This window comes from Dyella ginsengisoli, assembly GCF_044904665.1.
Lineage (GTDB): Bacteria > Pseudomonadota > Gammaproteobacteria > Xanthomonadales > Rhodanobacteraceae > Dyella_A > Dyella_A ginsengisoli.
In genome coordinates this window covers 22585-42583 of sequence record NZ_JADIKM010000002.1, presented here as the reverse complement: position 1 = coordinate 42583, position 19999 = coordinate 22585, and the positions used below count along the sequence as shown (strand labels likewise).

Annotated in this window: 13 protein-coding genes; 8 read left to right on the top strand and 5 right to left on the bottom strand. The window is 69.8% G+C overall.

Features of this window, described 5'->3' with window-relative positions; translation table 11 throughout:
• Positions 1 to 45 precede the first annotated feature (45 nt).
• The 3 genes from ISP17_RS07145 to ISP17_RS07135 form a co-directional block, all read right to left on the bottom strand.
• A complete protein-coding gene (locus tag ISP17_RS07145; RefSeq protein WP_404631541.1) occupies positions 46 to 2241 on the bottom strand; it encodes a pilin in 2196 nt (731 codons plus the stop codon).
• Between the two features lie 117 nt (positions 2242 to 2358).
• The gene (locus ISP17_RS07140) at positions 2359 to 3051 is read right to left on the bottom strand and encodes an alpha/beta hydrolase family protein (protein ID WP_404631539.1); all 693 of its coding nucleotides are present in this window, start codon (positions 3049 to 3051) and stop codon (positions 2359 to 2361) included.
• A 327-nt stretch (positions 3052 to 3378) separates the two neighbouring features.
• Positions 3379 to 4776 (bottom strand): GntP family permease, encoded by a 1398-nt coding sequence (locus ISP17_RS07135; RefSeq protein WP_404631537.1) that lies wholly within the window; start codon positions 4774 to 4776, stop codon positions 3379 to 3381.
• Between the two features lie 203 nt (positions 4777 to 4979).
• Here ISP17_RS07135 and ISP17_RS07130 point away from each other — a divergent pair, with 203 nt between their 5' ends.
• The 3 genes from ISP17_RS07130 to ISP17_RS07120 all read left to right on the top strand — a co-directional run bounded on the left by ISP17_RS07130 (position 4980) and on the right by ISP17_RS07120 (position 12103).
• The gene (locus ISP17_RS07130) at positions 4980 to 7190 is read left to right on the top strand and encodes a TonB-dependent receptor (RefSeq protein ID WP_404631535.1); all 2211 of its coding nucleotides are present in this window, start codon (positions 4980 to 4982) and stop codon (positions 7188 to 7190) included.
• A gap of 91 nt (positions 7191 to 7281) precedes the next feature.
• Entirely contained in the window at positions 7282 to 8322 is a 1041-nt protein-coding gene (locus tag ISP17_RS07125) for an extracellular catalytic domain type 2 short-chain-length polyhydroxyalkanoate depolymerase (RefSeq protein ID WP_404631533.1), read from the top strand.
• 421 nt (positions 8323 to 8743) lie between these two features.
• Entirely contained in the window at positions 8744 to 12103 is a 3360-nt protein-coding gene (locus ISP17_RS07120; protein ID WP_404631531.1) for a hybrid sensor histidine kinase/response regulator, read from the top strand.
• Here ISP17_RS07120 and ISP17_RS07115 read toward each other — a convergent pair.
• Both ISP17_RS07115 and ISP17_RS07110 read right to left on the bottom strand, forming a co-directional pair.
• Positions 12057 to 13157 carry a class I SAM-dependent methyltransferase gene (locus tag ISP17_RS07115; RefSeq protein ID WP_404631529.1) on the bottom strand — a complete coding sequence of 367 codons (1101 nt, stop codon included), beginning with the start codon at positions 13155 to 13157 and terminating at the stop codon, positions 12057 to 12059. The genes ISP17_RS07120 and ISP17_RS07115 overlap by 47 nt on opposite strands.
• A gap of 6 nt (positions 13158 to 13163) precedes the next feature.
• Positions 13164 to 13850: a response regulator transcription factor gene (locus tag ISP17_RS07110; protein ID WP_404631527.1), complete on the bottom strand. Its 687-nt coding sequence runs from the start codon at positions 13848 to 13850 to the stop codon at positions 13164 to 13166.
• A gap of 124 nt (positions 13851 to 13974) precedes the next feature.
• On the opposite strand from ISP17_RS07110, the gene ISP17_RS07105 reads away from it, so the two are divergent.
• The 5 genes from ISP17_RS07105 (at position 13975) to ISP17_RS07085 (ending at position 19890) form a co-directional block, all read left to right on the top strand.
• Complete coding sequence (locus tag ISP17_RS07105) at positions 13975 to 15363, top strand: NfeD family protein (RefSeq protein WP_404631525.1); 1389 nt, start codon at positions 13975 to 13977, stop codon at positions 15361 to 15363.
• A 58-nt stretch (positions 15364 to 15421) separates the two neighbouring features.
• Positions 15422 to 16198, top strand: a complete 777-nt coding sequence (locus ISP17_RS07100) for a slipin family protein (RefSeq protein WP_404631523.1) — start codon at positions 15422 to 15424, stop codon at positions 16196 to 16198.
• A gap of 85 nt (positions 16199 to 16283) precedes the next feature.
• The gene (locus ISP17_RS07095; RefSeq protein ID WP_404631521.1) at positions 16284 to 18122 is read left to right on the top strand and encodes a 3-hydroxybutyrate oligomer hydrolase family protein; all 1839 of its coding nucleotides are present in this window, start codon (positions 16284 to 16286) and stop codon (positions 18120 to 18122) included.
• Between the two features lie 117 nt (positions 18123 to 18239).
• Entirely contained in the window at positions 18240 to 18749 is a 510-nt protein-coding gene (locus ISP17_RS07090) for a peptidylprolyl isomerase (protein ID WP_404631519.1), read from the top strand.
• Between the two features lie 136 nt (positions 18750 to 18885).
• The gene (locus ISP17_RS07085) at positions 18886 to 19890 is read left to right on the top strand and encodes a LacI family DNA-binding transcriptional regulator (protein WP_404631517.1); all 1005 of its coding nucleotides are present in this window, start codon (positions 18886 to 18888) and stop codon (positions 19888 to 19890) included.
• The last annotated feature ends 109 nt before the right edge of the window (positions 19891 to 19999 follow it).

The following is a 19999-nucleotide window of genomic DNA, read 5'->3' as shown; positions in this document are numbered from 1 at the left end:
CATTGCGCCGACGCCCGTGGAAAGCGGGCGGTCAGCCGGCCCCGATCAGGGCTGGCGGCAGCTGGCCGGCAGGTTCTTGGCGGGAATCTCGTCGGAACGGCAGCTCCAGCGGATCGCCTGGTTGTCGAGCTCGGGCGTGAGCTGCAGCGTCTTGCCGGCGATCCGCGTATCGGCCTTGCTCGGCGGTTCGCTGCCGAAATGCACGGTGATCGTGCCCTGTTCGCCGACGCTGACCGAGTCCACGTACTTGCCGTGCAGGGCCGCCGGCAGCGGCAATCCGGCCGCCGCGTTGCCGGCCGGCCAGCGGCCGCGCTGGGCGCGGTATTCGGCCACCGCGGTCTTGGCGGTATCCGCCAGGGTGAGGCCCTCGGCGACCTGCGCGCGGATCACGTAGTCCTGGTATGCCGGGATCGCGATGGCCGCCATGATCGCGACCACCGCCACCGCGGTCATGCCGCTGCCGTTGCCACTGGCACCGATCAGCTCCAGCGGCTGCTGCTCGTAGTTGACCCTGAACGCGATGCCGTCCTTTGTGACGCCCAGGCTGAGACCGGCGACGCCCTGGTGGGGCAGCTTCAGCGTGTGCGCGGCGGGCATTGCCATCAGGTCGACGCTGCCGCCGCTGAGGTCGTTGATGATCTGCAGCAGCTGCAGGTAGGCGTAGTAGGTGCTGCGCTGCGCGTCGCGGGTCACCGCGGTGACGCCGAGCAGGCTGTCGGCGCCTTCGTAACCGCGCGCCTTCAGCCAGCTGTCCAGCGCCTGCGAGGGATGCGCGGCGGCGCGATCGGCCAGCGCCTGCGGCACCTTGGCGAAAATCAGGAAGTCGCCGTCCTCCACCCAGTAGAAATGGGTGCCGATCCGGGACGCCAGCTCGGTCATGGCGGTCATGCCCGGGGCAGCCTTCTTCGCGACATCCTCCGAGCTGCCCGAGCCATGCACGGTGAGCGAGTGGATGGTGATGCCGTCCAGCGAGCGCTCGGTGAAACGCCACTGATGCTGCTTCGCCAGGCGCTCGATCTGCGCGTAAAGCGCCTTGCGGTCGCGCACGCGCAGCGCCGTGTAGCTGCCGGCATCGTCCTCGAACGAGATCAGCTCGGGCCCGACCCATTGCACGATCTGGGCGATATCGAAGCCGGTCGTCGCCTTCCACTTGGCCATCGCCTCGCGCCAGCTGGCGGCGCGCTCGGCGCCGAAGTCCAGCGCGAGGTTGTTCTCGAAGGCCTGCCATTGCGCGGCGCCGGGCAGGGCGATGTTGGCCACCCAGCGCGGCGCGCCGGCGGTGTCGAAGCTGGGGTCGAACTGCTGCGGGGCGAGGTAGCCGAGCAGGCGCGACTGCGGGGCGTGAAAGCGCAGCTGCATGTGGCCGTGGCCATCCACGCTGCCGGCACCGAAGGCGACGCCGTCGGCCTTGCTGAGCAGGTCGCCGGGCAGGGTGCCCACGGTCGGCGGAATCGCGCCGGTCGCCAGGCTGCCGACGCCGTGCAGGCTGGCCCAGCCGAACAGGCCCTCGCCGGACTCATCGATGGCGTGCTCCTGCGTGGCGATGGCCTGCGCCACCGGGGTGTCGGTCTGCGTTTTGGCGATGCCCGCCAGCAGGGCGGAGAGCTGGGCGTTGTCGACCGCCTGCTTGCCCACCAGCAGGAACAGCCGCTGGCTGGGGGCATCGAAGTGCAGCGGCGCGCCCATCGCCAGCTGGCTGTCGCCGTTCGCGTCGAACGGTCTGGCCAGCGTCATCGCCGGGCCGAGCGCGGCGAAGCGCGCGGCGACTTCCGCGCCGGTGTGCTGTGCCAGCCGCATCGACAGCAGCACCTGGGTGCCGGGCGACATCACGCCGATCGGGTCGCTGGCCACCGCTTCCAGCGGCGAGCGCAGATCGACCAGCAGCGGGATCACGTAGGCGGCGGCGCCACTGTCGGCGAGCACCTTGTCCTTGGCGATCGCCTCGCGCAGCGCGGCGATGGTGGCGAGGTTGGCGTTGCCGGCAGTGACCTGGTCCAGCGAGCGGCCGTCCGGCACCGCACCGATGAGGCCCCACGGCGAGGGAATGCGCAGGTAGGCGACGGTGGTGGACGGCAGGTGGCTGCGCAGCCAGGCCGGTTGCGAGAGGGCGTCCTGCGCCCGCTGCAGCGCGGCGGAATCGACGGTTGCCGGCCCGGTGGCGGCGTCATCGCGATGACAGGCGGCAATGGCAAGGCAGGTGGCCGCGACAGCGGCAGCCACGGAGCGGCGCGAAAGATGCATCCCTGATTTTCCCCTGTAGGCGTCCACGACCCGGGATGGGGGCGGACGCGACGCCCGCGAGCCTAACAAAACCTGCAGGCCGGATCAGCCGCGCTGGCCGATCCGGCCCGGTGACGGCTATTGCAGCAGGCTGACCTGGTCGGCGGCGGTGTACCAGAGCAGCTGGTAGTGACCGTAGGGGTAGTCGAGACTGCGGTCCTCGCCGGGGATCGACGAGGTGTGCACGCCGTCCACCGTGCACACGCCGCCGTAGCAGTTGATCTCGTCCACCCAGGATTTGAACGAGTACATGTGCACGCCGAAGCGGTGGCCGGCGATCGAGTCCAGGAACGGGCTGTGGATGGACAGGCCGTAGTACCCGCAGGTGCTGTTGAACACGTTGTACGGATACACGCCGCAGCTCCACAGCCCGTGCACCGCGCCGGCGATGCCGATGAAGGTGTTCACCTTGGCTGCCACGCCGAGCTTGTCGATCTCGCGCATGGCCAGGGTCACGCCCATGGAGTGGCCGATCACGTCGATCTTGCCGCTGCACGAGTTGGCGATGGCGCTGGCGATGGCGTTCTTCACCGGCGTTTCCTCGCTGCCGTTGTGGTCGTTGCACGCCGCGCAGTAGGCGCTGCCCCAGGACGGCCGCACGATCTGGGCATCGGTCCAGCCGTTCTGGCGCAGCAGGTTGTAGGTGTTGACGAAATCGCCGGGGCTGCCGGTGTTGCCGTGGACCATCACCACGGTGTCGTGGCAGACGGCGCGGGCGGCGGTGGCCGGGACGAGAAGCAGCAGGGCCAGCAAGACGTGCTTGATCGACATCGTGTCGTTCCTCCTTCGCTACGTGCCTCGCGGGCGAGGCGGATGGCGCCGCGCGGATGCGCGGTGCCGGATGGGTAGCGACATCGCGGCGTGGTGGTGCCGGGGGAGGGATGTCGGGGTGCGGGGTTCTGCTTTTTGCTTTTTGCTCTTTCGCCCTTCGCCCTTCGCCCTTCGCCCTTCGCTCTTCGCTTTTTCGCTCGTCATCCCGGCGAAAGCCGGGATCCAGTGACTTTCGCTTTTTCGATCATCCTGCAGAGCCAAGACGCTGGATCCCGGCTTTCGCCGGGATGACGGGTAGGTGGCACGCGATGGGCTGGAATATGTGGCTCACACCACCCCCGTCATCGCATACACCGCGATCACCACCCCGACCGCCAGCGTCTTGATCATGGTGATGGCGAAGATGTCCTTGTACGACTGCCGGTGGGTCAGGCCGGTCACCGCCAGCAGGGTGATCACGGCGCCGTTGTGCGGCAGGGTGTCCATGCCGCCGGAGGCCATCGCGGCCACGCGGTGCAGCACGTCCATCGGGATGCCGGCGGCCTGCGCGTTGTGGATGAAGGTGTCGGCCATCGCGGCCAGCGCGATGCTCATGCCGCCGGAGGCCGAGCCGGTGATGCCGGCCAGCGCGGTCACCGAGACCGCCTCGTTGACCAGCGGATGCGGGATCGCGCGCAACCCATCGGCGACCAGCCTGAAGCCGGGCAGGGCGGCGATCACCGCGCCGAAACCGTATTCGGAGGCGGTGTTCATCGAGGCCAGCAGCGCGCCGCCGACGGCCGCCTTGCTGCCTTCGGCAAAGCGCTGCGTCACCGGCTTCCAGGCGCTGAACAGCACGCACAGGATGCCCACCAGCAGCGCGCCTTCCACTGCCCAGATCGCGGCGATCTTCGCGGTCTCCTGCACTACCGGTTTTTGATCGCCGATCACCGCCGGCACGAACGCGCTGGTGGCGCCGTACAGGCGCGGGATCAGCTCGGTGAGCAGCTTGTTGACCACGCCCACCAGCACCAGCGGCAGCAACGCCAGCAGCGGGTTGGCCAGCTTGCCGTGCTCGAACGGCGCCGGCTCGTTCACCAGGTTGCTGCCATAACCCTCGCCCGCCGCAGCGGCCTTGCGCCGGCGCCATTCCAGATAGCTCAGGCCCACGACGAGGATGAACACCGCGCCGATCGTGCCCAGCCAGGGCGCGGCCCACGTGTTGGTGCCGAAAAACGCGGTGGGGATGATGTTCTGGATCTGCGGCGTGCCCGGCAGCGAGTCCATGGTGAAGGTGAACGCGCCCAGCGCGATGGTGCCGGGGATCAGCCGCTTGGGGATGTCGCTGGCGCGAAAGAGTTCCGCGGCGAACGGATAGACCGCGAACACCACCACGAACAGCGACACGCCGCCGTAGGTGAGCAACGCGCACACCAGCACGATCGACAGCATCGCCCGGCTGCGCCCGACCAGGCCGATGGTGGCCGCCACGATCGCCTTGGAGAAACCCGACAGCTCGATCAGCTTGCCGAACAGCGCGCCGAGCATGAACACCGGGAAGTACAGCTTGAGGAAGCCGACCATGCGGTCCATGAACAGGCCGGTGAAGATCGGCGCCACCAGCGAGGGTTCGGTCAGCAGCACCGCGCCGAGCGCGGCGATCGGTGCGAACAGGATGACGCTGTAGCCGCGATACGCCGCGAACATCAGGAAGCACAGCGCGGCGAGCACGATCAGGAAGGCCATCCTTGCGGTTCCTCGGCGATGACGGGGTCACGATGGGGACCGGAGTATCGAGGTGCATCGCCGCCGCGGGCACTGTACGAAGGTACAAGTGTGACCCGCGCCCGTGCTGCCTAGGCTTGCCCGTCATCAAGCATCCATCGTCGATGGCTGCGTCCACGGCCAGCCGCCCCGCGCGGGCAGCTCACAGAAGGGAAGGGGAAACCATGAAGCGCACGCATCTGAGTCTGGCGATCGGTCTGGTGATCGGCTTGTCCAGCATGGCGACACAGGCGCAGGACGCTCCGGCCACCAAGCCGAACGCGGACCAGGCCAAGCAGCTCGACCAGATCACCGTGACGGCGCGCAAGCGCGAGGAGACCCTGCAGGACGTGCCGATTGCGGTCAGCGCGTTCACCGCGCAGTCGCTGGAGCGGCAGAACGTGCAGAACCTGTCCGACCTGCAGGGCAAGGTGCCGTCGTTGCAGATCTACGCCGCGCGCGGTTCCAACACCACGCTCACTGCGTACATCCGCGGCGTCGGCCAGGCCGACCCGACCTGGGGCTTCGATCCGGGCGTGGGCATTTACCTCGACGACGTCTACGTGGCCCGCCCGCAGGGCGCGGTGCTGGACGTGTTCGACGTCAGCCGCATCGAGGTGCTGCGCGGACCGCAGGGCAGCCTGTACGGCAAGAACACGATCGGCGGCGCGATCAAGTACGTCTCCAATCCGCTGCCGGTGAAGACCGAAGGCTCGGTGGAAGTGACCGCCGGTACCCACGGCGAGAAGGACGTGAAGGCCAGCATCGGCGGCGCCAGCGCCGACAAGGTGTGGCGCGGCCGCGCGGCAGTCGCCAGCGAGCACAACGACGGCTTCGGCAAGAACCTCAACACCGGCAGCCGCAACGGCAACAAGAACACCAATTCGGCACGCGCCACGCTGGGCTTCTTCCCCAGCCAGCAGTTCAACGCGCAGCTGGAAGTGGACGGCGTGCGCGACAACTCCAACCCGCGCGGCGCAAAGATGCTGATCGCCAACAAGTTCGATCCGGCCTATGCGCCGTTGTCGAGCGATTTCGATACCCGCGGCGGCATGGCCCAGCTCAACCGCACCAAGCTCTACGGCACCGCGCTCACGCTGAACTGGGTGGCCAGCAGCGACTGGACGCTGAAGTCGGTGACCGCTGTGCGCGGCTCGCACACCGACACCGCGATCGACTTCGACACGCTGCCGGAGAAGATCGCCGACGTCACCGCGCTGTACAAGGATCACCAGTTCAGCGAGGAATTGCAGGCCAATTACGACGCCGGCGGCAGCCTGCACGGCGTGGCCGGCCTGTACTACTTCAACGGTTCGGCCAGCGGCCAGATCCACAACATCTTCCTCGGCTCGCCGCCCTACAGCACGCTGGGCTACTCGCTCTACGGCAGCACCGGCGGACGCATTGGCACGCGCAGCCTGGCCGCCTACGGCGACTTCACCTGGGACATCAACCCGAGCTGGAGCCTCGACCTCGGCGTGCGCATGACCCGCGAGACCAAGACCGCGCTGATCCAGAACTACGGCTACGCCGACGAGACCTTCAGCACGCCGACCTCGGTGGTGGCCAACTTCTCCGGCTCGCACACCACCAACAATGCCTCGCCCAAGGTGTCGCTGGACTGGAGCGTGAGCGACCAGGTGAAGCTGTATGCCAGCTACAGCACCGGCTTCCATTCCGGTGGCTTCAACATCCGCGCGAACTGCACGGCGATTCCCAGCTCGTGCCGCCCGATCAACGACGAGAAGGTGCAGTCGTACGAGCTGGGCAGCAAGATGGCGTTCTTCGATGATGCGCTGATGATGAACACCGCGGTGTTCCGCAACGTGTACTCCGACATCCAGCTGTCGGTGTTCACCTCGTACACGCTGCCCAACGGCAGCCAGGGTTTCTTTGGCGACTTCACCAATGCCGGCAAGGGCCACATCGACGGCGTGGAGGAAGAGTTCGCGTGGAAGCCGGCCGCAGGGTGGACGCTGAGCGGCAATTTCGCCTACCTGCACACCAAGTACACCGAGTACCTCAGCGGCGGCGTCAACATCGCCGACCAGCAGAAGTTCACCAACGCGCCTAAGTGGTCCGGTGGCCTTTCTCTGGAAAACACCCGCGAACTCGGCAACGGCGGAAGCCTGACGGCCCGCGTCAACTACACCTACCAGGGCATGGTGTATCCGGAGACTTCGCTGTCGCCGCTGATCGCCCAGAGCGCCTACGGGCTGTGGAACGCCGGCGTGATCTGGCAGATCGACCAGCCGTGGTCGGTGAGCCTGCAGGGCACCAACCTGGCCAACAAGTCCTACCGCACCACCGGCTACAACATCGGCGCGCTGGGCATCGTCACCGGCTTCTACGGGGCGCCGCGGATGGTCACGCTGAGCGCGCGCTACACGTTCTGAGGCGGCCGCGCCGCCCTCCCTGCGACCCGTGCGATGCTCTCCCCGATCGCGCGGGTCGTTTTCTTTTCCACCGTGCTCCGAGGAGCTTTCAATGCCTTCGTTCGCCCAACTGCGCCTGCTGGGTTTGAGTCTCGTGCTGGTGGCCGGCGCCGCCTGCGCCGCGCGCCACGACGGGCGCCTGCCGCACCTCCAGCTCGAGCCCGGGCGCGTCGCCGTGGTCGGCCTGTCGTCCGGCGCGTATATGGCCACGCAGGCGCAGCTGGCCTATCCGGACATTTTTCCGAATGCCGCGCTGGTGGCCGGCGGCCCCTACGGCTGCGCCGGCGGCAACCTGCAGGCGGCGCTGTCCAGCTGCATGAAGGGCGCGCCGGCGATCGACGTCGACGCGCTGGTGGCGAACGCGCGCAAGCGCGCGGCGGCGGGCGAGATCGGCCCGCTGAACGCGCTGGCCAGGTCGCACGTGTACCTGCTGCACGGCAAGGCGGACGGCGTGGTCGCGCCAGCGGTGGCCGAGGCGGGCGCGCAGTTCTACCAGCGCCTGCGCGATGGCGATGCCGCGCTCGCGGGCATGCAGGTGGTGGACGATGGCGCGCGCGAGTTCGCACACAACCTGCCGATCGCGGCGAAGGGCGCGGACTGCGGACAATCGGTATCGCCGTACCTGGGCCACTGCGGGTTCGACGCGGCTGGCGAGATCTTCCGCCAGCTGTTCGGCGCGCCGTCGCAGCCGGTGGCGGATGCCGCGAAAGGGCGCGTGCTCGACTTCGACCAGGATGCTTTGCGACCCGACGGCGCCGATGCCTTCCTGGCGCCCAAGGGCTACGTCTACCTGCCGCCGGCCTGCGCCGCCGGCAAGCCCTGCGGGCTGGTGGTGGCGCTGCACGGCTGCAAGCAGAACGCCGATGCGATCGGCGAGACGTTCGTGAAGGATGCCGGCTTCAACCGCTGGGCCGACGCCTACGGCGTGGCGGTGCTTTATCCTCAGACCCGCGCAAGCTTCGCGCCCTTGAATCCGCAGGCATGCTGGGACTGGTGGGGATACTCCGGCACCGACTACGACACCCGCCACGGCGTGCAGCTGCGCTGGCTGGTGAATGCCGCGCGCGCGCTGGGGTTGCCTGCAAAGCAGTGATGGCAGGACGTGCGGTTGACCTGCATGGTCGTCACCCCGGCGCAAGCCAGGGTCCAGCGTATTCGCTGTGCCTGGCATCTCTTTGCAAAGCAGGAGCGAAAAGCCGTTCGAGCCGCTGTCGCGGCCCGAGTCACTTTTCTCTGTTTGGCCAGAGAAAAGTAACCCAAAGAGAGGCCACCCCGTTGCGGCGTCCGACGGCCATCCATGGCCGCCGGATGCGTGAGGATCGGCCGGGCGTTTCGACGGGGCATCCTGCCCCGGCGAAACGTGGTGGGCATCCTTGCCCACCACCCTGCGGGCTTTTTCGTCCGCTCCTCACCGCCGCAAAGGGGCCCCGGTACAGCAGCGCGCTTCCTGCGCGCACGGTGTACGGGAGCTCGCTCTCACTTCTCACTCCTCTCCACTCGTTCCTCGCTTCAGCATGCTGAGCACGCCCCTGATCGCCGCCGCCGCGCTGCTCTGGCTGGGCCTGCTGTTCGGCGTGGCGCTGCTGGGCGAGCGGCGGCCGCAGCTGTTCGAGAAGCGCTGGGCGATCGTCTACGCGTTGTCGCTGGCGATCCACTGCACCTCGTGGACGTTCTACGGCACGGTGACTCAGGCCAGCCGCTCGGGCTGGTGGCTGCCGCCCACGTTCGTCGGCGCGATCGCGATGTACCTGCTGGCGGTCACGGTGCTGCGCCGGCTGGTGCAGCTGGCGCGCGAGTACAACGCCGGCTCGATCGCGGATCTGGTATCGGTGCGCCTCGGCCGGCATGCGGGGCTGGCGGCGCTGGTGACCGCGGTGATCATCATCGGCATCGTGCCGTACATCGCGCTGCAGCTGAAAGCCGTGGCGATGAGCTACGCCATGCTCAACCGCGGCCAGCTCGCCGAGTCCGAGCCGTGGCAGGACAGCGCGCTGTACGTGGCGCTGCTGATGGCGCTGTTCGCGATGCTGTTCGGCACGCGGCGCGCCTCGTCCACCGCGCACAACCGCGGGCTGGTGCTGGCGATGGCGTTCGAGTCGCTGTTCAAGCTGGGCGCGATGCTGGCGCTGGGCTCGCTGCTGTTCACGCCGCTGCCCGCGCATCTGCCGCCGGCGCTGCCGGTGCCGCACGACAGCCGCGGGTTTCCGGCGCTGATCCTGCTCGGCGCGCTGGCCATGTTCACCCTGCCGCACCAGTTCCACGCCGGCGTGGTGGAGTGCCGCGACGAGCGCCACGTGCGCACGGCGCGCTGGCTGTTTCCGCTGTACATGCTGCTGATCTCGCTGCCGATCCTGCCGCTGGCGCGGCTGGGCGACGCATGGCTGGGGCCGAGCGGAGTGCCGTCGGATCTGTACGTGCTGGCGCTGCCGATGGCGCAGGAGCGTCACGGCCTGGCGCTGGTGGCCTTCCTCGGTGGCCTGAGCGCGGCGACCAGCATGGTGGTGGTGGCGACGCTGGCGCTGAGCCTGATGGTGGTGAACCACTTCATCGCGCCGCTGCGCGTGCGTGCGGGCTGGGGACGCGACGAGCGCGGCGACCTGCGCGGCGAGGTGATCACCCAGCGCCGCGTGGCGATCCTGATCGTGATCCTGCTGGCGTGGGGCTACAGCCGCGTACTGGCGCGCAACGACGCGCTGGCTGACATCGGCGCGATTTCGTTCTCGGCGTTGGCCGGGCTGGCGCCGGCGCTGCTGGTGGCGATGTACAAGCCGCAGCTGGGGCCGCGCGCGGTGGTGGCCGGGCTCGCCACAGGCACGCTGGTGTGGTTCTACATCCTGCTGCCGGTGGTGCTGCCCGAGGCGCCTGCGTGGCTGCTGGCCGGCCCGCTGGGGCAGGACTGGCTGGCGCCGGACCGCCTGCTCGGCCTGGGCGAATGGAGCCGGCTGGGTCGCGCGGTGGTACTCAGCCTGGCGGTGAACGTGGCGGTGATCGCTTGGGTGGCCGGCACGCGCTACGGCCGGGCGGCGGGCGCCGCTGGCGTGGGCGACGTGGGCCTGGCCGAGCTGCGCGCGCTGGCGGTGCGCTTCCTGCCGCCGGAGCGTGTCGAGCATCTGTTTGCGCAGGCGCCCGCGCACGGGCTGGCCGGCGCCACGCGCATGGCCGAGGTGGAGCACGAGCTGGCGGCGGTGATCGGCGCGGCGTCTGCGCGGCTGCTGCTGGAGGTGGTGCATCGGCAGGGGCGCGGCGATCTCGATACCGTCGCCGCCATCGTCGGCGAGGCGGCGCAGGACCTGCGCTTCAACCAGCGCGTGCTTGAGGCGGCGCTGGAGAACATGAGCCAGGGCATCTGCGTGGTGGATGCCGAGCTGCGGCTGGTGGCGTGGAACAGCCGCTACGCCAGCCTGTTCGACTATCCGCCGGAGCTGCTGCAGGTGGGGCGTCCGGTGGCCGACCTCACGCGCTACGCGGTGACGTTGGGCATCGTCGGCGAGGTGTTCGACGAGGACACGCGCGAGGCTCGGGTGCACCGCCGCCTGCAGCACATGCGCGCCGGCACCCGGCATCTGTCCGAGCGGCGCTTTCCGGACGGCACGGTGGTGGAGATCCGCGGCAATCCGATGCCCGGCGGCGGCTTCGTCGCCACCTTCACCGACGTCACCGCGTTCCGCCAGGCGGAGGCGGCGCTCAAGCGCATCAACGAAACGCTGGAGCAGCGTGTGGAAGAGCGCACCCGCGCGCTGGCCGCCGCTTCCAGCGAGGCGCAGCGCGCCAACGAGGCGAAGAGCCGCTTCCTCGCGGCGGTGAGCCACGACCTGATGCAGCCGTTGCACGCCGCGCAGCTGTTCGCCCACGCGCTCACCGAGCGCGGCGCCGATGTGGCCACCGCGCAGCACCTCAACGGCGCGCTGTCGGCCACCGAGGGCCTGCTCGCGGGCCTGCTCGACATCGCACGGCTGGAGGGCGGCCGGCTGCATCCGCAGCCGCGCGCGGTGGCGCTGGCCGAGGTGCTCGATCCGCTCGCCGCCGAGTTCCGCGCCATCGCGCGCGATCGCGGCGTGCGTTTCGACGTGGTCGTCACGAGCGCGTGGGTGCGCACCGATCCGCAGCTGCTGCGCCGCGTGCTGCAGAATTTTCTTTCCAACGCGCTGCGCTACGCCGAGTGCGGCCGCGTGCTGCTCGGCGTGCGCCGCCGCGGCGATGCGCTGCGCGTGGAGGTGTGGGACACCGGACCGGGCATCGCGCCGGACGAGCAGCAGCTGATCTTCCAGGAGTTCCGCCGCGGCAGCGCGGCGGGCGGGCAGGGGCTGGGCCTGGGCCTGTCGATCGCCCAGCGCATGGCCGCACTGCTGGATCACCCGCTGGGCCTGCGCTCCACGCCCGGCCGCGGCAGCGTGTTCCATCTCGACGTGCCGCTGGCGCAGCCGGTGCGTGCGTCAGTGACGACCGCCGCGGCGCCGCTGCAGCCGCTGGCGATCGGCCGCGCGCTGGTGCTGGACAACGAGCCGGCCGCGCTGGCCGCGCTCACCCACCTGCTCACGGGCTGGGGCTGGGAAGTGCACGCCGCGCGCCACGGCGAGCAGGCGATCGCCGCGCCGTGGCGACCGGACATCCAGATCCTCGACTACCACCTCGACGCTGGCCGCACCGGCCTCGACGTGTGGTCGGCATTGCGCGACCGGCACGCCGACGTGCCCACGGTGATCCTCACCGCCGATCGCGACAGCGAGCTGCGCCAGCGCCTGCTGGACCTGGGCGCCACGGTGCTGCACAAGCCGCTCAAGCCGCTGGCGCTGCGCCAGGTGCTGCAGCACGTGGGGCAGCGCGGGCTCAGCGCGGGCCCGCGGGATCGTCCGTCCTGCGAGCCAGCAGCGTGAGAAATTCGTCGTGCCGCGCCGATACCGGCAGGTATTTCAGGGCCAGGCGCATCATCGGCGGCAGCTTGCGCGGGTGTCGCGCGTAGGGTGAGTGGCCCTGCTGCATGCGCAGGCTGCTCAGATAGATGAACTTGCGCACCACGGTGCGCCGCTTGATCCGCACGTCCCGGAATCCGGTTCGGCCGAGCAGGCCGAGCAGGCCATCCATGCCGAACAGCACGAGATGCCGCGGCGCTTCCAGCCCGCGCCAGTGGACGCCCCAGCGCGCCGCACCGCGGCTGTCGATATTGGGCGTGTCGATGTACAGCCAGCCGCCGGGACGCAGCATCCGGTGGATGTCGGCCAGCGTTTGCGCCGGATCGTGCAGATGCTCCAGCACATGACTGAGCGTGATCGCGTCGAAGCGCTCGGGCAGGTCGGCAACGGCGTCGAGCGAGGCGACGCGTGCGTCCAGCCCGCGCTGGCGCGCCAGATCCACGGCTTGCGGATCGGGATCGATGCCGCGAACGGTCCAGCCGGCCTCGCGCGCCGCCAGCAGGAAATCGCCGTTGCCGCAGCCCAGGTCGAGCAGCGTTTGTCCGGGCCGTGGCCGGGGCAGGTAGCGGAAGGCGGCATCCAGTCGCTGGCGATGGCGCCCGGCCAACCGCATCAGCCATGGGCCCCATCGACTGGCGGGCTCGCGCTGGGTGCCGTAGCGCGCATTGGTGTAGCCGTTGAAAAGGGCCAGTCTGAGCCGGCGCAATCCGCTGGCGGGCGGTTTCCGGCCGGCGCCATCGTCGATGGCATGCGTGTAGTAGTTGCCGTAGGCGCTGCCGATGCTGGCGCGATCCGGGCGCGGATCGAGCCACGCGCAACGGCACTGCGCGCAGCGGTAGAGCGTCCAGCGGCCGGCCGCGATACAAAACGAGTCGTCGACCAGCTCACGGTGCATGACGTGCCGCTCGCTGGATCCGCACACCGGGCAACGCGGCACCGGCTCCAGCGAAGCCGCCGGCCAGGGTGACAGCCAGGGAGCACCCTCGGCACTGGCGGCGGGGTCGGGAGCGGCGGACATGCGCGATCAGTAACCGTTTGCCGGATACGCTGTGCGATCCCGCCGCGCCGGCTCGTCCAGTGCCATTGCGTGCAGCAGCGCGCTGGCCTGGGTGCGGTTGCGCACGCCGAGCTTCTCGAAGATCGCGGTGACGTGCGCTTTCACCGTGCGTTCCTGGATGGCCAGGCGGTCGGCGATCTGCTTGTTGAGCAGGCCGTCGGCGAGCAGGGCGAGCACGCGGTACTGCTGTTCGGTGAGGCGCGCGAGGCGACCGGCGAGATCGGTATCGGCCGGATCGGCGGGCAGGGCGGCGACGGCGGCCGCGAGTGCCGGTGGCAGCCAGCTGCGGCAGTCGAGCACGGCGCGGATCGCCTCGCCGATCTCGGCCGGGCTGGCGCTCTTGGGGATGAAGCCGGCCGCGCCGTGATCGAGCACGCGGCGGATCACCCGCGGCTCGTCGTGCGCGGATACCACCAGCACTGCCACGCCCGGATGCTGGCCGCGCAGCGCGGCCAGCCCGGACAGGCCCTGGCTGCCGGGCATGTGCAGGTCGAGCAGCACCAGGTCGATGTCGGCATCCACGCGCAGGCGCTCCAGCGCGGCGTGCAGGTCGGCCGCTTCCAGCACGGTGCAGTCGTCCACGCTGGCGGCTGCCGCCTGGCACAGGGCGGCGCGGAACAGCGGGTGGTCGTCGGCGATCAGCAGGCGGGTCATCGATGGAACGGTAGCGGGGGCGGCCGATGCCGTCGAGCGCCGCCGCTCATGCCCGCCATGCTTCCGTCTTCTGAACACGGCAGGCGTTACGCTCCGGGCATCGCATGCGACCAACGGGGGCGCCATGACGCGCAGCTTGCAACGACTGATCCGGTGGCTGCTGGTTTGCACCGCCATGCTCGGTGCCGTGGCGGCAGCGCAGGCGATCGCGCCGGCGCCGGCAAGCCGGCCCACGGTGGCGCGGATTTCCCTGGATGACGCGATCGGCCCGGCCGCGGCGGAGTACTTCCATGACGCGGCGACGCGGGCCGTGGCCGACGGGTCGGCGGCCATCGTGCTGCAGCTGGACACGCCGGGCGGGCTGTCCGAATCGATGCGCCGGATCATTGCCGATATGCTGGCCAGCCCGCTGCCGGTGCTGGTGTACGTGGCGCCGGGCGGCGCACGGGCGGCCTCGGCGGGAACCTACATCCTGTATGCGGGGCAGATCGCAGCGATGGCGCCGGGCACCCATCTGGGCGCGGCCACGCCGGTGGCACTGGGTGGCCGCACCCCAATGCCGCTGCCGACGACCGGACCGGCGACTTCCGGCAGTGCTGCATCGCCGGCGCCGCCGGGCGAGCGCACGGATGCCGAATCGAACAAGGTGCTCAATGATGCGATTGCCTATATCCGCTCGCTGGCCCAGTTGCGCGGTCGCAATGCCCGCTGGGCGGAGCAGGCGGTGCGTGGTGCGGCGACGCTGACGGCGGACGAGGCCGCGCAGCAACGGGTGATCGATTTCGTTGCCGGCGATGTCCACGAACTGCTGGGCAAGGCCGACGGCCGCGTGGTGCGTGTGGGCGAGCGCGAGCTCACGCTGCACCTGCGCGGCGCCACGGTGCGCGACTACGCGCCCAATGCCCGCTCGCGCTTCCTGGCCGTGGTGACCAACCCCACCATCGCCTACTTGCTGCTGCTGGCCGGCATCTTCGGATTGCTGCTGGAAGCAACCCATCCGGGCGCGATCCTGCCCGGCGTGGTCGGCGGGATCTGCCTGCTCGTCGCGTTCTATGCGCTGCAGTGGCTGCCGGTGAACTACGCCGGGCTGGCGCTGATGGCGCTGGGCATCGGCCTGCTGGTGGCCGAGGCACTCACGCCGACGGTGGGCGCGCTTGGCGTGGGCGGCATCATTTCATTCGTGCTGGGGTCGATCATGCTGATGCATTCGGGAACACCGGGATACGCGGTCAACATCGGCGTGATCGCCGGCATCGCCACCGCGGCGGCGCTGCTGATCGCGCTGGTGCTGTGGCTGGTGTTCACCTCCCGCCGCTCGCATCTGGTCAGCGGCGACGAGCTGTTGCGCGACGCGCAGGGCGAGTTGCTGGCGCCTCTCGATGCGGGCGCCGAGGGCTGGGCACTGGTGCTCGGCGAACGCTGGCGCGTACGGGCGGCGACGACGTTGCCGACGGGCGCCCGCGTGCGGGTGCTGCGCCGCGAGGGACTGCTACTGTGGGTGGAGCCGATCTGATCGGGCCGGCGCCCGGGTGGTGGCGTCGCTGAAATTTCTGTTGCCGCAGGAGATGAACATGTTCGGATTCATGGGTGTGCTGGTGGTACTGGCCGCGTTCCTGCTGTTTTCCTCGGTCAAGGTATTGCCCGAGTACGAGCGCGGCGTGGTGCTGACGCTGGGCCGCTTCACCGGTACCAAGGGGCCGGGCCTGGTGCTGCTGGTGCCGCTGGTGCAGCGCATGCTGCGGGTGGATCTGCGCACCACGGTGATGGACGTGCCGCCGCAGGACGTGATCTCGCGCGACAACGTGTCGGTGCGGGTCAACGCGGTGGTTTATTTCCGCGTGGTGGAGCCGGACAAGGCGGTGCTGCAGGTGGCGGACTTCTACCAGGCCACCAGCCAGCTGGCGCAGACGCGCCTGCGCTCGGTGCTCGGCCAGCACGAGCTGGACGAGATCCTGTCGCAGCGCGAATCGATCAACCAGACCCTGCAGGGCATCCTCGACGAGGCGACCGACCCGTGGGGCATCAAGGTGGCCAACGTGGAGATCAAGGACGTCGACCTCAACGAGACCATGGTGCGCGCGATCGCCCGCCAGGCGGAGGCCGAACGCGAGCGCCGCGCCAAGGTGATCCACGCCGAGGGTGAGATGCAGGCGGCGGAGAAGCTGCGCGATGCGGCGGCGATGCTGTCGCAGCAACCGCAGGCGCTGCAGCTGCGCTACCTGCAGACGCTGGCGGACATGTCGGCCAACGGCAAGTCGTCGACCATCGTGTTCCCGCTGCCGCTGGACCTGATAAAGCCGCTGATGGAGGCGCTGCCGCAGAAACTGGGCGGCACCCGGCTGGACTGAGCTCCACCACCACGCGGCGCCTTCGGGTGCCGCGCATGGACTTTCGTACGATGGTGGCGGCCGGCGGGATTGCTATCGTGAGCCGATGAACCTGCGCCCGATCTGCATGCCGCTGCTCGCGCTGACCCTGGCGGGTTGTGCTGTGTCCTCACCCCGACAGGAGCCGGAGATGTCCCGCCCCGATTTCCTGGTCAGCGACGTGCGCGTCACCGTGCATCGCGATCACGACGATCTGCTCAGCGCTGGCCTCGGCCTGGCGGGGCTGGCCGGTTCGCCGTCGCCGATCGCCGAGCCGCTGCATCCCACGCCGGATGAGCTGCGCCGCCGCGCCATCCAGACCAGCTGGAAGGGCATCGCCGATCTGGGTCCGCTCGGCGGTTACGGCACGGTGTACGGCGCCGTGCCGGACGTGCCGGGGCGTGAATTCCAGGCGTTCGCGCGGGTGCCCGGCGCCAGCCAGCCGCACCGCGTGCTGCTGCAGGTGCCGGATGCTTTCGACGCCGCGCATCGCTGCCTGGTGGTGGCGCCGTCGTCCGGCTCGCGCGGCGTGTATGGCGCGATCTCGCTGGCCGGCGCCTGGGGCTTGCCGAAGGGCTGCGCCGTGGCCTACACCGACAAGGGCACCGGCGCCGGTTACTTTGATTACGCCGACGACAGCGGCGTGCAGCTGGACGGCACGCGCGCCAAACGTGGCGAGGCGATGCTGGAGTTCGAGCCCGGGCCTGCCTCCGCCGATGCCGGCATCGCGGTCAAGCAGATGCACTCGGGCGACAACCCCGAGGCGGACTGGGGCCGCGACGTGATCCAGGCGGCGCAGTTCGGCTTGGCCATGCTCGATCGCGCGTTCCCCGAGCAGGCGCCCTTCGCCGCGCAGAACACGAAGATCATCGCCACCGGCCTGTCCAACGGCGGCGGCGCGGTGCTGCAGGCCGCCGGCCTGGACGACGATCACCTGTTCGCGGGCGTGGTGGCACTGGAGCCCAACGTGTACGTGCCGGGCCACGGCCGACCGATGTACGACTACGCCACCGAGGCGGCGATCTGGTTGCCGTGCGCACTGACCACGCCGCGCTTCGCCAGCGTGCCGTTCGCGCGCGCCCCCGACGGCAACATTCCCCCGGCTTATGCGCAGCGCTGCGGCACGCTGCACGTGCAGGGGCGGCTGTCTGGCGACACTCTGAGCGCGCAGGGTGAAGCGGCCTACGAGCAACTGCGCGCACACGGCTGGACCGACGAGGCGATCGCCACCGCGGCCAGCACCACGGCGTTCGACCTGTGGCGGGTGATCGTGGCCGGCTACGCATCGTCCTATGCACGCACCGGTGCCACCGACATGCCGTGCGGCTTTCGTTACGTGACGATCGACAAGGACAACCATCCCGCGCCGGCCGACCCCGCCACGCGTGCGGCGTGGTGGGCGGACGGCTCCGGCATTCCGCCCGGCAACGGCATCGCGCTGCGCGGCGGCATGGATCACAGCGACGATCCGACCCTCGCCGGCCTCGACTGCCTGCGCCAGCTGTGGACCGGCGACACCGCCCGAGCGCAGGCCGTGCGCGCCAGCGTGGCGGCCACCGCAACCCGACTGCCGCGTGCCGACCTGCCGCTGTGGGTGCTGCACGGCGCCAGCGACGGCCTGCTGCCTACCGCCTTCACCTCCGAGCCCTACGTGGCCTGGCTGCGCAGCGAGGGACGCGCACCGCTGTACTGGCGTGTGCCGTATGCGCAGCATTTCGACGCCTTCCTCGCCGTGCCCGGCTTCGGCGCGGCGCACGTGCCGCTGATGCCCTACGGCTATGCGGCGCTGGACCGCTTGTGGTCGCACCTGTTCGAGGGCACGCCGTGGCCGCGCGAACTGCCGACGCCGGCGGCCCAACCGCGCGGCGAGACGGCGCTGAGCCGCCAGATGCTCGGCCTGCCCTGAACGACCCTTCGCCGCAGCCGGCCCGATCGCGCGACGACCGGGCCGGCTGCGTTATCCTTGCCGGCCCTTTGCCGCCGTGGCCGCCACGGCAGCGCGTCACGAGCCCAAGGATTTGCGATGACCATCAACGTTACCTTCCAGACCAACCGCGGCCCGATCCACCTGCGCTTGCACGACGACAAGACCCCGGTGACGGTGGCGAACTTCGTCAACCTGGCCCGGCGCGGCTACTACGACGGCCTGTCGTTCCACCGCGTGATCAGCGACTTCATGATCCAGGGTGGTTGCCCGCAGGGCACCGGTACGGGCGGCCCGGGCTACAAGTTCGAGGACGAGTTCAACCCGTCGCTGCGCCACGACAAGCCGGGCGTTTTGTCCATGGCCAATGCCGGTCCGCGCACCAACGGCAGCCAGTTCTTCATCACCCACGGTGCGACCCCGTGGCTGGACGGCAAGCACAGCGTGTTCGGCGAAGTGCTGGGCGCCGACGACCAGAAGGTGGTCGACGCGATCCGCCAGGGCGACACCATCGAGAAGGTCACCGTGGAAGGCGACGTCGACGCGCTGCTGGCCGCGCAGGCCGAGCGCGTGAAGGAATGGAACGCGATCCTCGACGCGCGCGGCTGATCCGCTTCGCGCAAGAGTTTGCTGCAGCGGCCGCCTTCGCGCGGCCGCTCGCGTTTTGGCACCGCCGTGCTTGTGCTCGCCATGTGCTTGAACGCATAGTCCCGGCCGCGGTAGCTGCCGCGGCGGGGATCCGGACATGCGGGTAAGGCTCGAAGACGTGGCAAAGGCGGCGGGCGTTTCGCCCAAGACCGTCTCGCGCGTGCTCAACAACGAAGAGAACGTGCGCGGGCCGACCCGCGAGAAAGTGCTGGCCGCGATGGCGGCGATGGACTATCGCCCGCACCTGTCCGCGCGCAGCCTGGCGAGCAACCGCTCGTACCTGGTGGCCACGCTGTACGACAATCCCTCGTCCAACTACCTGACCGAGATCCAGACCGGCGTGCTCGACGCCTGCGACGAGCACCACTACTCGATGATGGTGCGGCCGTTGCTGGCCGAATCGCCGGATTTCGTCGAGCGCGTCGACGCGCTGATCCTGCATCACCGGCCCGACGGCTTCGTGCTCACCCCGCCCATCACCGAGCACCCGCAGCTGCTGGCGCATCTCAAGCAGCGCGGTGTGCCGTATGCCAGCGTGTCGCCGGTGCAGCACGAGGCGGTGATCGGCGCCTTCATCGACGAGCCGCAGGCGGCACGCGAGATGGTGGGCCACCTGCTGTCGCTGGGGCATCGGCGCATTGCCCACGTGATCGGCCATCCGGCGCACGGCGCCAGCGGCTGGCGGCTGGCCGGCTATCGCGACGCGCTGGCCGCGGCGGGGCTGCCCTACGATCCCGCGCTGGTGGTGGAGGGCGATTTCTCGTTCGGCTCGGGCGTGGCCGCGGCGCGCACGCTGTTCTCGCTCACCGATCGCCCCACGGCGGTGTTCGCGGCCAACGACGACATGGCCGCCGGCGTGATCTGGGCGGCCGGCGAACACGGGCTGGCGGTGCCGCGCGACGTATCGGTCTGCGGCTTCGACGACACGCCGATCTCGCGCCAGATCTGGCCCACGCTCACCACCATCCGCCAGCCCAGCCGGGAGATGGGGCGCATCGCCGCGCTGCAGCTGCTGGCCTCGCTGCGCGGGCGCGGCGAGGGGCACATGGTGCAGCTGCCGTTTGCGCTGCAGGTGCGCGAGTCGACCGCGCCGGTGAGTTGAGGGCATCTGTGCTGCGGCCGAGTGCGCAACCGTTTCGCGGTCCTGAGTCATTGTTGCGATGCAATTTGACAGCGCTGTCATCGACTGCGAATACTCGCCGGGTATCGGC